We start from the raw sequence: 13937 nt of genomic DNA, 5'->3' as shown, positions 1-13937 counted from the left end.
GGAGCGACAGGGTCGCCGTCTATCGATTGCTGCGTTGCAACGACGAATCATGTTGCTCGCGGGAGGGCGATCATTTCTCGCCATCTCGCGCTCGAAAATCTCCCGAACAGTCAAAAAAGCCAACAAAAACGGCGTGATAAGCGGCTTTCTTCGGGAAACGCGCGTGTGTGGTTATTTGGCGACAATTCCCGTCACGCGTGGGAAATTGTTTCATTTTGTGTCGCGTCGCTTCCGTTTAATTAGAAAAATAACCTAAAATGATTATGCAAGGGGATCGACATGAAATTCTTACGTAAAAAATGGAGAAGTGTCGCAGAACTGTGCCAGTGTGCGGCAGATTGTCATTTTCCGCGAAGCGCTTCACTCTTTTGATGATCACATTGCCTTGATTGGGGAGAGAGATGGCAAAAACTGCAATTTTTCGCGGCGCGGTATGTTTCGCAGTCAGCATCGCGGCGGTAACGCCTTCACTGGCCGGCGGTCTCGAGCGCGGCGGTTATAATATCGATCTGTTGTTCGATCCGTCCGATTACGTTCTCGACAGCTCCGCGACCTTCGTCGCACCGCAGCGCAAGGTAGAGAATGCGCGGGACAATCCGCTGAAAAGTGGTCCCTTGCCTGCATCCTGGTCCAGGACGGCAGATGATTCCGAAAACTTCTGGTCGACCCGCATCGGGGCCAAGGCATCGATCGGCGATTTCGGCGACTGCATGTTCGACTATTCACAGCCCTGGGGCGCGCATCTCAATCCCGGTATCTGGCAGGGATCGAGCTACAATATCGAAACCAAGGTCAAGTCGCACAATTACGCGACCACCTGCCGGGTGAAGTTCGATCTTGGCAAGGGTGACTTCTCGATTATCGGCGGCGGCTTCTATCAGGAATTGAGCGGCTATAAGTATCGTCAGGTTCTGGGGCCGGCCGTTCTGGGCCTCAATCCGGCCTGGTCCAGCTTCAGCGGCGTCGGCAAACTTGAGATGGAAGGTGACGGCTGGGGCTGGCGCGCCGGCATGGCCTACGAGATTCCCGAGATCGCGTTCCGCGCCAGCCTTGTTTATAACAGCGCTGTCGATCACGATTTGACCGGCTTCGCCGATGTTAGAGGGATCCCACAGACACCGCCGTCCATATCTCCGACGCTTGCAAAATACGGCGGCAAGCTCGTGCCGATCTATGGCTCTGTTTCCATGCCAGACAGCATCGAACTAAAAGTTCAATCCGGCATAGCGCCAGACTGGCTTGCTTTCGGTTCCGTGAAGTGGACTGACTGGAGCCAGATTCAGGTCATTCCTTTCTGCGCGGTCGGCACATCTCCCTGCGTCCCAAGTGGCGCAGACACCCTGAACACGCTTGACCTGTTCTATCGCGACGGCTGGACGATCTCCGGCGGCGTTGGTCACAAGTTCAACGAACAGTGGAGCGGAGCCGTCAGCCTGACCTGGGATCGCGGTACGTCCACGGTCATCGGCACCCAGACAGATACGTGGACGCTCGGCACGCAGATTGTCTATTCGCCCAACAAGAACATCGAGTTCAAGATTGCCGGCGCTCTCGGCCTCCTGACCTCGGGTAGCTCCTCCATCAATGGCGGACCCTGCGGCGCTGGTTTCACCTGCGGCAACGAGGCAGGCTACGATTTCGGCAACGACCTCGTGGCAGCCATCTCGACGGGTGTGAAGGTCAAGTTCTGATCTGATCCTTTCGCCGATGCTAAAATAAAGGTCCGGTTTACCAACCGGGCCTTTTTTCATGTCCGACTATGATTCCTTCTCGACAAAATTTTCTGGCCCGAAAGTTTTGTGACGATTTGGCAACACTTTTCTGCAAGCGTGGGGTCGCGTTGGAATGTGAGCATATCTGTCCATTTCCCGCCACAAACAGGGTGCTTGGCTTATGTTTAGGGCAGCGGGATCGGAAGAACATGCAGGCGTTTGATGTGGGCCCGCGGGGTTGCAGAAAGTGAAAACAGGTTTGGATTCAGGGTTTAAGCAAGTAATACGGGAATTTCATCCGGATTTCTTGTTTGGCGCTGACCGGTGGATGGCGGAACGCCGTTATATTGCCGGAAATTATGCCTATATCTGTCTAACTGGAAAATTTGGGCAATTGCCGCAGGAGATCACCGGTGGTGCGCTGGAAAGTGCTGCCGGAAAGACGCAGTGTGTTCGAAAAATCGCGACCCGGCGGGGTTCGGCTTTGCAGTATTCCGCAAGTATTGGCTATATGCCGGGAAGAGTGAGAGAAGTTCGCTGAAATGCTGAAATGTGAAGCCAACGTTTTAAAGCCGCTCCTCATGGGCATGTTGCTTGCGTCGCTCGCAATGCCTGCCGCGGCTTTTGACATCAATGCGGGCGTGACCAAGGAATCCGGCCCCTTCGACCTGTTCAAGTTCGGCTTCAAGGCCTACAAGAACGGAAACAAGGGTGAAGCTGTCGAGGCCTATCGCTACGCGGCCGAAAAGGGCCATACCGGCTCACGCTGGGCGCTTGCCAACATGTATGCCTATGGCGATGGCGTCGCCAAGAACGACTTCGAAGCTTTCAAGATCTACAGCGAAATCGCCAATCAGGGTGTCGAACCGGGATCGGAGGATACGGGCTTTTTCGTCAATGCGCTGCTGTCTCTCGCTGATTATTACCGCCACGGCATTCCCGGAAGCCCCGTCAAAATGGACCTTTCACAGGCCCGGCAGCTTTATTTCCAGGTTGCTTCCACCTTCGGTGTGGCTGAGGCCCAATTCCGTCTGGCAGAGATGATTCTTGCAGGCGAGGGTGGCCGCGCAGATGTGCAGCAGGCAAAGAAATGGCTCAACCAGGCCCGCAAACACGGCCATGCCGGCGCCATGTCGATTTTCGGCAACCTGATCTTCCAGGAAGGCCAGACGACGCAGGGCCTCGCCTTCATGACGGCGGCGCTGGATAAATGCACGGCGGCGGACTGCACCTGGATTCAGAACCTGCAGGAGCAGGCCTTTTCGCTGGCGGGTGAGAACGATCGCCGCGCGGCAATCGCAATGGCGCAGACCATGCGGATTGACGATCCGGATTGAAAATTGCCGCGCCAGAGCTCGGTAAAGATGGCCTGTCAGCCAGCGGGGCTGAAATCGAAATAACCGCAGACCGGCACGTGGTCGGATGGTTTTTCCCACGCACGCACATGTTTTTCGATGCTGACCGATTCCAGCCTGTCGGCCGCTTCGGCTGACAGCATCAGATGGTCGATGCGGATGCCGTTATTTTTCGGCCACGCGCCGGCCTGATAATCCCAGAAGGAATATAGTCCTGCTTCATCCGTCGTCGCACGTGCGGCATCGGTAAAGCCAAGGTTCTCCAGCTTGCGGAAGGCTGCGCGGGTCTTCGGCAGAAACAGCGCGTCACCTTCCCACACGCGGGGGTCGTGACAATCGAACGGTTCGGGAATGACGTTGTAGTCCCCCGCGAGGATCAGCGGCTCCTCGAACGCGAGGCGATCTTCGGCAAAGCGCCGCAGCCGCTCCATCCAGGCGAGCTTGTAGGGATATTTGACCGGATCGTCAGGCGGATTGCCGTTCGGCAGGTAAAGCGAGCAGACGCGGATGGCGCCACCGTCGACGGAAAACACGCCTTCGATGAAACGCGCCTGCTCGTCGGCATCATCACCCGGCAGGCCACGATTGACCTCATCAGGCTTGACTTTGGAAAGCAGGGCAACGCCGTTGAAGCCCTTCTGGCCGTGGGTCTCGACGTGATAACCAAGCGCCTCAATCTCCAGCCGCGGAAACCCCTCATCGACCGACTTGATCTCCTGAAGGCAGACGATATCAGGCGAAGAATCCTTCAGCCACTGGCAGAGGTTTTCGATGCGCGCCTTGACGCCGTTGATGTTCCAGGTGGCAATCTTCATCGGAGTTTCCCTTTTGTGAGGGTACTTTTACCCGATGCAAAAGCGATTGCCACCGTTTTTGGAAGGTGGTGGCGAGGATGTGGTGGATAGATATCGTCAGATCGAGAAGCTGGTGCCGCAGCCGCAGCTTGCCACGGCATTCGGGTTCTTGATCTGGAAGGACTGGCCGAGCAGATTATCGACGAAGTCGATTTCAGAGCCCGCCATATAGACGACCGAAAGGCTGTCGATCAGCACCTTGGCATCACCGCGCGCAATCACGATGTCGTCATCGGCGGGGTCTTCGGCCAGATCGAACTTGTAGGAGAAGCCCGAGCAGCCGCCGCCTTCGACGGAGACGCGCAGCGCCTGTTTGCCGGCGTCGGCGGCGACGATCTGGGCGATTCGCTTCGCTGCTGCTTCCGAAAGGGTAATGTCGCTGTTTTCCATGTCGTTCCTCCTGCCGGGGTCAAGAACCGGAGAGCAATAATCTCGTTGTCACTATTATAAACCGGTCAAATTAACGGTCTATAGCCTGTGTGAGGGCGTCTGCGCGGCGATGATGCTTTGCGCTGACCTCTGCGATAGGTATGAAGGCTGAATGAAAAGGTCAATGGCCGAGACCAAAAGGAAGTCGCGGCCATAAGAAGTCAACAGGTGGATGCATGATCATAGACCAGCGCGCATTGGGTTTCGGAAGTGGGGAGAGGGCGGTTTTCGCCTCGGATCCATGGACGACGCGCGGGCGTCTGTTTCCGGAAGAAGGAAGCCTGACGCGTTCCGAATTCCAGCGTGACCGGGACCGCATCGTCCACACGACAGCCTTTCGCCGCCTGAAGCACAAGACGCAGGTCTTCATCAGCCCCGACGGAGACCATTACCGCACGCGGCTTACCCACACCATTGAGGTGGCGCAGATCGCCCGCGCTCTGGCCCGCGCGCTGAAGCTGGACGAGGATCTGGCCGAAGGCGTGGCTCTGGTGCATGATTTCGGCCACACGCCTTTCGGCCATACCGGCGAAGACGCACTCGATGCGGTGCTGCTGCCCTATGGCGGGTTTGACCACAATGCACAGTCGCTGCGTATCGTCACCAAGCTGGAGCGCCGCTACGCCGAATATGACGGCATCAACCTGACCTGGGAAACGCTGGAAGGTCTCGTCAAGCATAATGGCCCGCTGGTGAACGCGAAGGGTGAGGGGATCAAGGGGCCGGTTCCGCTGCCCATCCTCGAATATTGCGAGTTGCAGGATCTCGAGATCGGCAGCTATGCCAGCCTTGAGGCGCAGGTGGCGGCGATTGCCGATGACATCGCCTACAATACCCACGATATCGATGACGGTCTGCGCGCCGGTTATCTCACCTTCGAGATGCTGGAGGAGGTACCATTCCTCAGCGGCCTCATGGCGCAGGTGCGGGCGAAATATCCCGTGCTCGACAAGGAACGTTTCGCCAACGAGATCATGCGCCGCCAGATCACTCACATGGTTGAGGATGTGATCGGCGTGGCGCAGCAAAATCTTGCCCTGCTGAAGCCGCAGCGGCCTGCCGACATCAGGGCCGCCGATTTTACTGTCGCCACCTTTTCGCCCGAAATGGCCGAGACCGACCGGCAGATCAAGAAGCTGCTGTTTGCCCATATCTACCGGCACCCGGACATCATGCGCATTCGCGCCGGCGCGACGCAGATCGTCACCGATCTTTTCCACCGATATATGGAAACGCCGGCGGAAATGCAGAGCCACTACTGGGTGGACAGCATTTCCGGCATGAGCGTGGCCGCAAAAGCCCGGCATGTGGGCGACTATCTGGCCGGCATGACCGATAGTTATGCACTGCGCGCCCACCAGCGGCTGTTTGACCACACCCCCGATTTGAGATAGGGCAGCGGGCGATCGCGAAGCCGACCGGCTAAAATACCGGACATGAACAGAAGCCCTTCGCGCAGGTTGGAACGATGAACATTTTTGCCGATTTCGATACCAGGATCAAAAACGCGCTCGAGACCCTCGACCTCGTGAAAGAGAACCGCGAAAAGGTCGATTTCAGTCGAATTACCGTCGAATCCCCGCGTGATCTCAGCCACGGCGATGTCGCAACCAATGCCGCCATGGTGCTGGCGAAACCGCTCGGCACCAATCCGCGCGCCCTGGCCGAACTCATCGTGCCGGCGCTTCAGGCGGATGGCGATGTCGATAGCGTCAATGTCGCGGGTCCCGGCTTTATCAATCTCAAGGTGTCGGTTGGTTACTGGCAGCGTCTGCTGGCAGATATGATCAACCAGGGTATCGATTTCGGCCGCTCCACCATCGGTGCGGGCCAGAAGATCAACGTCGAATATGTCTCGGCCAACCCGACCGGCCCGATGCATGTCGGCCATTGCCGTGGCGCCGTTGTCGGCGACACGCTGGCGAACCTGCTCGCATTTGCTGGTTACGGCGTCACCAAAGAATATTACATCAACGATGCCGGCTCGCAGATCGATGTGCTGGCCCGTTCGGTGTTCCTGCGGTATCGCGAGGCGCTGGGCGAAGATATCGGCACCATCCCGTCCGGTCTCTATCCCGGTGATTACCTCGTTCCCGTCGGCCAGGCGCTGGCCGATGAATATGGCATCAAGCTGCGCGCCATGCCTGAAGAGAAGTGGATGCCTATCGTCAAGGACAAGGCGATCGACGCGATGATGGCGATGATCCGCGAGGATCTGGCACTTCTCAACGTCCGGCACGACGTGTTCTTCTCGGAGCGCACGCTGCATGAGGGCAATGGCGGGCCGATCCTCTCGGCCATCAACGACCTCACCTTCAAGGGCCATGTCTACAAGGGCACGCTGCCGCCGCCGAAGGGCGAATTGCCTGATGACTGGGAAGACCGCGAACAGACGCTGTTCCGCTCCACCGAAGTGGGCGACGATATGGACCGCGCGCTGATGAAGTCGGACGGTTCCTACACCTATTTCGCCGCCGACGTCGCCTATTTCAAGAACAAGTTCGACCGTGGTTTTTCCGAGATGATCTATGTGCTCGGCGCCGACCATGGCGGTTACGTCAAGCGTCTTGAAGCCGTCGCGCGCGCCGTCTCCGAGGGCAAGTCGAAGCTGACTGTTCTTCTGTGCCAGCTCGTCAAGCTGTTCCGCGACGGTGAGCCGGTGAAGATGTCGAAGCGCTCCGGCGACTTCGTGACCCTGCGCGACGTTGTCGACGAAGTGGGTCGCGATCCGGTGCGATTCATGATGCTTTATCGGAAGAATTCCGAGCCGCTGGACTTCGATTTTGCGAAAGTGACCGAACAATCGAAGGATAATCCGGTCTTTTACGTGCAATATGCGCATGCCCGCTCAATGTCGATCTTTCGGCAGGCGCAGGAAGCGTTTCCGGGGCTTTCTCCTTCGGCTGAGGAGATGGCGGCATCTGTATCTTTGATCAGCGATATCAATGAGTTGCAGCTGGTTGCAAAACTCGCGGAATATCCGCGCCTGATCGAATCCGCGGCCCTTTCGCATGAGCCGCACCGGCTTGCTTTTTACCTCTATGATCTCGCCAGTTCCTTCCATGGACACTGGAACAAGGGTAAAGACCATCAGGAATTACGTTTTATTAACGATAAAAACCGAGAATTGAGCATTGCCAGACTTGGGCTGGTGAATGCTGTCGCGAATGTTCTGAGGTCTGGACTGACGCTTTTAGGAGCGGACGCACCTGACGAAATGCGATAACATCTCACCATTATTTGCTCACAATACGCTGGCAAGAGCTGCAATGCGTAGATGGTGGAACACGTAATGGTCGAAAAAAATGTCGCGTATAACCGGGACGCCCGGTCCGAAGGCTTCGCTGACAACGATCCTCTGGCAGAACTGGCGCGTATCGTCGGCTTCGAAGATCGTCCTTCGCATGCGGGTTCCGAAGCTGCGCCACGCGCTGCCTCACCGGTTGCCCGCCGCGAACCCGAATTTAATCTCGAGGACGAGCTGCTTCGGGAATTCGAGGTTTACGATGCGCCGCATGCCGATCCGATCGTTCTTGATCCGGCAAACGATGTTCGTGCAGGCATCCATCCGAGCGATTTCATGCAGCGGGTCGAATCCGTTTTCGCTCGCCGCGAGCCCGCACTTGCGCCGGCAGCTGAACCGGAACCCGAGGTGACATTCGCTCCCGAAGTGACGGAAGAGCTGCTTCCAGAGGTCAATGAGGCCTATATCCACAATTACGTCGAAACCCCCACGCAGGATATCCGGGCGGATTTCCGCGATGATGCCGGCGCGGTGGCTGAAGTTTTCGATGTGCATTCGCGCCAGGCGCGTCCTGCCGAGCCGATGGTCTACGAGCAGGCTGCCTCACAGGTGGCATGGGAAGAGCCGCAGGCCGCGGAACCCGTCCAGCCGGAATGGCACGCCATGCCGGAGCTTCCGGCAGATGTCTCCAGCAATATTGCTGCCGCCGCTTATGCTGCTACACCGGAGTCCCAGAGCCTCGATCTCGCCGATGAAGTGGAAATCGCCGTCGCCGAACAGGCCCCTGCTCCGATTTCCGTTCGTCCGCCATCGCATGGCGGCCGGTCTTCGCTGGAATTTTCGAGCCTGCGGTTGCCGCTTGCCAATTTCGGCGCCCGCCGCGATGTTTCGGCCGCCGACCCGAAGCGGGTTGAGCCGCGCTCCGAACGGCAGCCTGTCGCGGCCCGGGTAGAGCCGCAGGTCGAAGTCGCTCCCGTGCCTGCCGTCGTCCAGGCGGAAGAGACCGCGCCATCCTTCACGCCTTCGGTCGCCGAGGTCTTTACGCCTGCCGCAGAGCCTCTGGCGGTTGAGATTGCCGAGAAGCCGGCGGCGAAACATCTCTCGCCGATGGACGAGTTGATTTACGACGTCGCGAAATATTCCATTCCCGGTCGCGGTGAAGCGCCGCTCGTGCAGGCGGTCCCCGCAGCGCAGGCTGCCAAGGTCGAACCGCCCGTGGTTACTGCCGCTCCGGTGAAGGCAGCGCCGGTTGCCGATGCAGCGCCCGCAGCACCCGCCGAGGAGCTCGATTTCGCCGGCTTCAACGATGATGATTTCGAGCTTGCGCTTGACGATCTCGATCTGGATCTGTCCGACATCGCTGAAGCGGAGGTCGCGCCAGCGCCTGCACCGCAGCCGGTTCGCCAGCAGCCGGCCGCGCCGGTGGCCGTTCAGGCACCCGCACCGCAGCCGGTGAAGGTGCAGCCCGCACCGCAGCCCCGGCCTGCGCCCGTTGCCGCACCTGTTGCTGCCGTTGCCGCCGCACCCGTTGCTGCCGCTCCCGTTCAGCCGCGCCCGGCCGCTCCCCAGCCTGTCGCGCCACAGACGCTGGAAAGCCTGCCTTTCGATCCCTCGCAGATCGGTGAGACGGAAGAGCATCCGGAAACCATCGTCGAGATGGATGTACCGGAACTGCCGGTTGGCGTTTTTGAGCCGAAGCCGGCTCCCCGCCGCCATGAGGAAGACCTCGACATCGACACCGAGCTTGCGACGCTGTTTGCTCCTGCTGTTGCCGGTGGTCTCGACCGCCACAAGCACGCGGAAAACCGAGGAGCTGCCCAGGCTCGTCCTGTTCAGGCTCCGGAAGAGGCCGACGAGTTCGAACGGGCGCTGGAAGAGGATTTCCGCCGCTCCATGCAGGAGGCTGCCGCTTCCCGTGGCAATGCGCCTCGCGAGCCCGAAAATACGTACGTCGACAATCAGGCTGCTTATCGTGACGAGGATGAACGCGGCGGTCGCCGCTGGATCATGCCGGTTGCGGCTGCCATCGGCCTGGTGCTGATCGGCGGCGGTGTTTACGCGCTGGTCTCCGGCGGTTCGTCGAGCACCGGTTCCAATGGCGCGCCGGTCATCATCTCCGCCGATAACGACCCGATGAAGGTCGTGCCGGAAAATCCGGGCGGTCGTGTCGTGCCGAACCAGGACAAGGCGGTATATGATCGCGTTGCCGGCGGCAGCGCTGCCGATCCGAAGCAGCCGGCGCTGATTTCCAGCAACGAACAGCCCGTGGACGTGGTTCAGCGGACTCTGATTCCTGAACAATTGCCGCTGGAAGGCGAAAACGACGCCGATATGGAAGCCGCTGGCACGCCGGTTGGCGAGACCGAGGATCCGCGCCTGCTTTCGCCGGAAGAAAAGGCCGCGCAGAACGAAGGTTCGGCTGCGACCGGCGTTTCCCCGCGCAAGGTGCGCACCATGATCGTCAAGCCTGACGGCACGCTTGTCGCACAGGAAGTCGAGGTGCCGGCAGCCCAGCCGCCGAAGGCTGACAAGGTCGAGGAACTTGCTGCGCCGCAGACCGCCAAGCCGGGTGAGGGCGCTCCCGCCGTCATCGCCGCATCGCGGGTTCCGGTCGCGCCGGAACAGGCTCAGCCGCAGGCAAACACGCCTGCCGCCACCAAGCCGGCTGCGCAGTCCGCCGCGCCGCTTCCGGCAACACGTCCGTCCTCGCAGCCCGCAAACGTCGTGGCGACGGTGACCAATCAGGGCAATGTTCGTCCGACGACGACTGCGCCTGCTCAGCCGCAGGCCGCGCAGCAGCAGACCGCAGCCGCTATGCCGGCTGCGACCAGCACGCCGTCCGCCGGTGGCTACTATATCCAGATCGCGTCGCTGCCGAGCCAGGCGGAAGCGCAGAAGTCCTACCAGAACATGTCGGCCAAGTTCGGCTCGGTCATCGGTGGACGCGGCGTCGACATCAAGGCTGCCGAAATCGCCGGCAAGGGCACCTTCTACCGCGTCCGTATCCCGGCCGGTGACAAGAACGAAGCCGTGGCGCTGTGCGAAAAGTTCCGTTCGGCCGGTGGCAGCTGCCTGGTGGCGCGGTGACAGAGATGCGCCGGGGGTAGTACCCCGGCGCTGATTGTCTAACGACAGTGACGGAGCAGCCAACCTCCGTCATGCCGGACTTGATCCGGCATCCAGCCACGGCGCGTCTGCGCCGTGAAACGAGTCTTACGCGATCAAGGACTTGATCGCGCTGGACCCCGGCTCGGAGGCCGGGGTGACGGACGGTAAACGTCGCTGCCCCGGCATTGGCCGAGGAGCAGGCAAAGTTCTTCCCATCTATTCTGTAACAGGCGTGACACCATGACCGATTGCAAAGCTATGATCCTCGGATGCAGCGGGCTTTCGCTGACTGCCGACGAGATTGCCCTTTACCGCGATGAGCAGCCCTGGGGTTTCATCCTGTTCGGGCGCAATATTGGCGAGCCGCAGCAGATCACCGATCTCGTCGCCGCCATGCGCGATGCCGTCGGGCGGGCAGATGCGCCGGTGCTGATTGATCAGGAGGGCGGACGGGTTCAGCGTATCAAGCCGCCGATCCTGCAGGCTTATCCGAATGCCCGCATTCTCGGTGAAATCTATGAGCGCGACCGGGGTGCCGGTTTGCGTGCCGCCTGGCTGATGTCGCGACTGCACGCGTTTGACCTGATGAAACTCGGCATCAATGTCGATTGCCTGCCGGTGCTCGACGTGCCGGTGGAAGGCGCCAGCAATGTCATCGGCAACCGTGCCTATGGCTATACGCCGACCATGGTGGCCGAGATGGGGCAGGCGGCGGCCGACGGGCTGAAGGCGGGTGGCATGCTGCCTGTCATAAAACATATGCCGGGTCATGGTCGCGGCATGGTGGATTCGCATCATGAACTGCCTGTGGTCGACGTGCCGCTCGATGAACTGGATGCGCATGACTTCGTGCCCTTCCGTGCACTGAACCGCGAATTGATGGCGATGAGCGCGCATCTGGTATTCAACGCCGTCGACCGCGAACGGCCGGCGACGACTTCACCGAAGGTGATCGAGGAGATTATTCGCGGGCGGATCGGATTTGACGGCCTGCTGATGTCCGACGACAGTTCGATGAACGCGTTGAAGGGTACGCTGGGTGAAAGAGCTGCGAATATTGTTGCTGGTGGCTGCGATATAGTCTTGCATTGCAACGGCGTGATGGGTGAAATGCTCGAGGTTGTGAAAGAGGTTCCCGTTCTTTCCGGCCGGTCGCTGGAGCGGGTGCGGGCAGTTGAAGCGGGTTTCCCGACTGCGGACCCATCCGACGAAGCGGAACTGAGAGCCGAATTCAACGCCATGTGGGCCGTTTCCTGACAGTCGGGCGGCCGCTTACTCGGGATCAAGGCCGGAAGATCCGGCGGATGGGACGATGGCCGCAGACAAATCTCGCAATTCGACGCCGATGGACAAGCTCTGGCAGGATGTGACGCCGGAGCGGCTGACGGGCGAGGCCGGACTGGTCATCGATGTCGCGGGTTTCGAAGGACCGCTCGATCTGCTGCTGCATCTTGCCCGCACGCAGAAGGTGGACCTGTCGCGCATTTCAGTGCTGGCGCTTGCCGAGCAATATCTGCAATTCGTGGAAAGCGCGCGGCGCGTGCGTATCGAGCTGGCGGCCGATTATCTGGTCATGGCGGCGTGGCTCGCCTTCCTGAAGTCCAAGCTTCTCATTCCGCAGCAATCCAAGGATGACGGCCCCTCGGGTGAGGAAATGGCCGCAACCCTTGCCTTCCGGCTGAAGCGGCTGGAAGCGATGCGCGAGGCGGCGGAACGCCTCGTCAACCGCGCCCAGCTCGGCCGCGATGTATTTGCCCGTGGTGCGCCGGAGCATATTCCGCACATCAACCGCTCTGCCTACGAGGCGAGCCTTTATGACCTGCTCAGCGCCTACGCCAATCTGCGGCAGAGACAGGCGATCACCCAGGTCACGATTGAAAAACGGCAGGTCTGGTCGCTGGTCGAGGCGCGGGAGCTTTTAACCGGTCTCCTCGGCGATGTCGGAGAATGGACCGCGCTCGATCAATATCTGCTGCAATATGTCCCCGATCCCGCGATGCGGGTGACGGCGATCGCCAGCGCCTTTGCCGCGTCACTGGAGCTGGTGCGCGAGGGGTCGCTGCAAATCCGGCAGGAGGGGGCTTTCAAGCCCATCTATATGCGCCGTGGCACGAGGGATGATCGTGCGGTCGCCGAGAGGACTGACAATGACTGATAATGATGAGACAGCCGGGGCGACGATCGCGACGGATGGGGTGGGATTAGAACCCACGGTATTTTCCGAGCGCCAGTTGAAAGAGGCCGAGCGGATCGCCGAGGCTTTGGTTTTCGCCTCGGCCGAGCCGGTCTCTCCGGGTTTCATTGCGGAGCGCCTGCCGCGCGGCATGGATGTCGACGCCGTTCTTCAGCATCTGAAAGCCGCTTATGCGGGCCGGGGCGTCAATCTCGTGCAGGTGGGCGGGCAATGGGCCTTCCGCACTGCCGGCGATCTTTCTTTCGTCATCCGCGCCGAGGAAAAGGAACCGAAGAAGCTCTCTCGCGCGGCGCTGGAAGTTCTGGCGATTATCGCATATCATCAGCCGGTGACACGCGCTGAAATCGAGGAAATCCGCGGTGTTCAGACCTCACGCGGCACGCTTGACGTCTTGATGGAGGCGGGCTGGGTCCGGTTTCGTGGCCGCCGTCGCACCCCCGGCAGGCCGGTGACGATCGGTACCACGGTTGAGTTTCTCGACCATTTCGGCCTCGAGGAGTTGCGCGACCTGCCGGGGCTCGAGGAGCTGAAGGGAGCAGGGCTGCTTTCCGGCCGCATACCTTCCAATTTCGGCGTGCCCCTGCCGATGATGAGCGACGAATTGCGTGAGGATGAAGACCCGATCACGCAACTTGATCTGGAAGAGCTGGGCCTGCTTGCGCCTGGTGGTGGCGACGGCGACGATTGAGATCGTTATCGCGCGGGCGACACGACGCAAAAACTTTATGCTCACACCCTGTTGAAGCGGCAATTTGTTGTTTGAAAAAGCCTTTCAAACGTCTTACATCGTCTGAAAGCGAAATTCAGGAGTTTCAGTTATGGGTTCTTTTAGTGTGTGGCATTGGCTCATCGTGCTGGTGATTGTTCTCGTCCTTTTCGGACGCGGCAAGATCCCGGAATTGATGGGCGATGTCGCCAAGGGCATCAAGAGCTTCAAGAAGGGCATGGCTGACGAAGACCAGACGCCGCCGCCGGCCGATGCCAACACGAAGACCGTCGACCACAAGGCTGACGAGATCAAGTAAGCGGCCCTGCCGTTTG

At 59.9% G+C, this 13937-nt stretch carries 12 protein-coding genes; 10 read left to right on the top strand and 2 right to left on the bottom strand.

Annotated elements, in window-relative coordinates; genetic code table 11:
* Nucleotides 1-401 precede the first annotated feature (401 nt).
* The 3 genes from HQN82_RS06485 to exoR all read left to right on the top strand — a co-directional run bounded on the left by HQN82_RS06485 (nt 402) and on the right by exoR (nt 3049).
* Nucleotides 402-1691 (top strand): outer membrane protein transport protein, encoded by a 1290-nt coding sequence (locus tag HQN82_RS06485; protein WP_004442167.1) that lies wholly within the window; start codon nt 402-404, stop codon nt 1689-1691.
* A gap of 268 nt (nt 1692-1959) precedes the next feature.
* Nucleotides 1960-2253, top strand: coding sequence for a hypothetical protein (locus tag HQN82_RS06480; protein WP_234904872.1), 294 nt, complete (start codon nt 1960-1962; stop codon nt 2251-2253).
* A gap of 1 nt (nt 2254) precedes the next feature.
* Nucleotides 2255-3049: an exopolysaccharide production regulator ExoR gene (gene exoR / locus HQN82_RS06475; RefSeq protein WP_004442165.1), complete on the top strand. Its 795-nt coding sequence runs from the start codon at nt 2255-2257 to the stop codon at nt 3047-3049.
* Between the two features lie 35 nt (nt 3050-3084).
* Here the strand turns inward: exoR and xth are convergent, their stop codons facing one another.
* Both xth and erpA read right to left on the bottom strand, forming a co-directional pair.
* Nucleotides 3085-3882, bottom strand: a complete 798-nt coding sequence (xth, locus tag HQN82_RS06470) for an exodeoxyribonuclease III (RefSeq protein WP_004442163.1) — start codon at nt 3880-3882, stop codon at nt 3085-3087.
* A 96-nt stretch (nt 3883-3978) separates the two neighbouring features.
* Nucleotides 3979-4311: an iron-sulfur cluster insertion protein ErpA gene (gene erpA / locus HQN82_RS06465; protein ID WP_003515615.1), complete on the bottom strand. Its 333-nt coding sequence runs from the start codon at nt 4309-4311 to the stop codon at nt 3979-3981.
* A gap of 215 nt (nt 4312-4526) precedes the next feature.
* Here erpA and HQN82_RS06460 point away from each other — a divergent pair, with 215 nt between their 5' ends.
* The 7 genes from HQN82_RS06460 (at nt 4527) to HQN82_RS06430 (ending at nt 13921) form a co-directional block, all read left to right on the top strand.
* The gene (locus HQN82_RS06460; protein ID WP_112765873.1) at nt 4527-5744 is read left to right on the top strand and encodes a deoxyguanosinetriphosphate triphosphohydrolase; all 1218 of its coding nucleotides are present in this window, start codon (nt 4527-4529) and stop codon (nt 5742-5744) included.
* Between the two features lie 74 nt (nt 5745-5818).
* Nucleotides 5819-7576, top strand: coding sequence for an arginine--tRNA ligase (gene argS, locus HQN82_RS06455; protein ID WP_004442158.1), 1758 nt, complete (start codon nt 5819-5821; stop codon nt 7574-7576).
* A gap of 66 nt (nt 7577-7642) precedes the next feature.
* Complete coding sequence (locus tag HQN82_RS06450) at nt 7643-10681, top strand: SPOR domain-containing protein (protein ID WP_173614681.1); 3039 nt, start codon at nt 7643-7645, stop codon at nt 10679-10681.
* Nucleotides 10682-10942: 261 nt separating this feature from the next.
* Entirely contained in the window at nt 10943-11959 is a 1017-nt protein-coding gene (nagZ, locus tag HQN82_RS06445) for a beta-N-acetylhexosaminidase (RefSeq protein WP_173614680.1), read from the top strand.
* A gap of 55 nt (nt 11960-12014) precedes the next feature.
* Entirely contained in the window at nt 12015-12857 is an 843-nt protein-coding gene (locus tag HQN82_RS06440) for a segregation and condensation protein A (RefSeq protein WP_173614679.1), read from the top strand.
* Entirely contained in the window at nt 12850-13584 is a 735-nt protein-coding gene (gene scpB, locus HQN82_RS06435) for an SMC-Scp complex subunit ScpB (protein WP_112765869.1), read from the top strand. The genes HQN82_RS06440 and scpB overlap by 8 nt, the downstream gene beginning before the upstream one ends.
* Nucleotides 13585-13714: 130 nt before the next feature.
* Nucleotides 13715-13921: a twin-arginine translocase TatA/TatE family subunit gene (locus tag HQN82_RS06430; RefSeq protein WP_003509722.1), complete on the top strand. Its 207-nt coding sequence runs from the start codon at nt 13715-13717 to the stop codon at nt 13919-13921.
* The last annotated feature ends 16 nt before the right edge of the window (nt 13922-13937 follow it).

Origin of the sequence: Agrobacterium pusense, from assembly GCF_013285525.1 — a bacterium.
Taxonomy (GTDB): Bacteria; Pseudomonadota; Alphaproteobacteria; order Rhizobiales; family Rhizobiaceae; genus Agrobacterium; species Agrobacterium pusense.
Note: the sequence above shows the minus strand (reverse complement) of the source record. Positions and strands in the feature narration are given on the sequence as shown.

Excerpts from the sequence above, each read along its gene's own strand:
- nagZ (WP_173614680.1), top strand. The coding sequence starts at position 10,943 with ATGACCGATTGCAAAGCTATGATCCTCGGATGCAGCGGGCTTTCGCTG.
- HQN82_RS06485 (WP_004442167.1), top strand. The coding sequence starts at position 402 with ATGGCAAAAACTGCAATTTTTCGCGGCGCGGTATGTTTCGCAGTCAGC.
- erpA (WP_003515615.1), bottom strand. The coding sequence starts at position 4,311 with ATGGAAAACAGCGACATTACCCTTTCGGAAGCAGCAGCGAAGCGAATC.
- exoR (WP_004442165.1), top strand. The coding sequence starts at position 2,255 with ATGCTGAAATGTGAAGCCAACGTTTTAAAGCCGCTCCTCATGGGCATG.
- HQN82_RS06460 (WP_112765873.1), top strand. The coding sequence starts at position 4,527 with ATGATCATAGACCAGCGCGCATTGGGTTTCGGAAGTGGGGAGAGGGCG.
- argS (WP_004442158.1), top strand. The coding sequence starts at position 5,819 with ATGAACATTTTTGCCGATTTCGATACCAGGATCAAAAACGCGCTCGAG.
- HQN82_RS06430 (WP_003509722.1), top strand. The coding sequence starts at position 13,715 with ATGGGTTCTTTTAGTGTGTGGCATTGGCTCATCGTGCTGGTGATTGTT.
- HQN82_RS06450 (WP_173614681.1), top strand. The coding sequence starts at position 7,643 with ATGGTCGAAAAAAATGTCGCGTATAACCGGGACGCCCGGTCCGAAGGC.
- HQN82_RS06440 (WP_173614679.1), top strand. The coding sequence starts at position 12,015 with ATGGCCGCAGACAAATCTCGCAATTCGACGCCGATGGACAAGCTCTGG.
- scpB (WP_112765869.1), top strand. The coding sequence starts at position 12,850 with ATGACTGATAATGATGAGACAGCCGGGGCGACGATCGCGACGGATGGG.
- xth (WP_004442163.1), bottom strand. The coding sequence starts at position 3,882 with ATGAAGATTGCCACCTGGAACATCAACGGCGTCAAGGCGCGCATCGAA.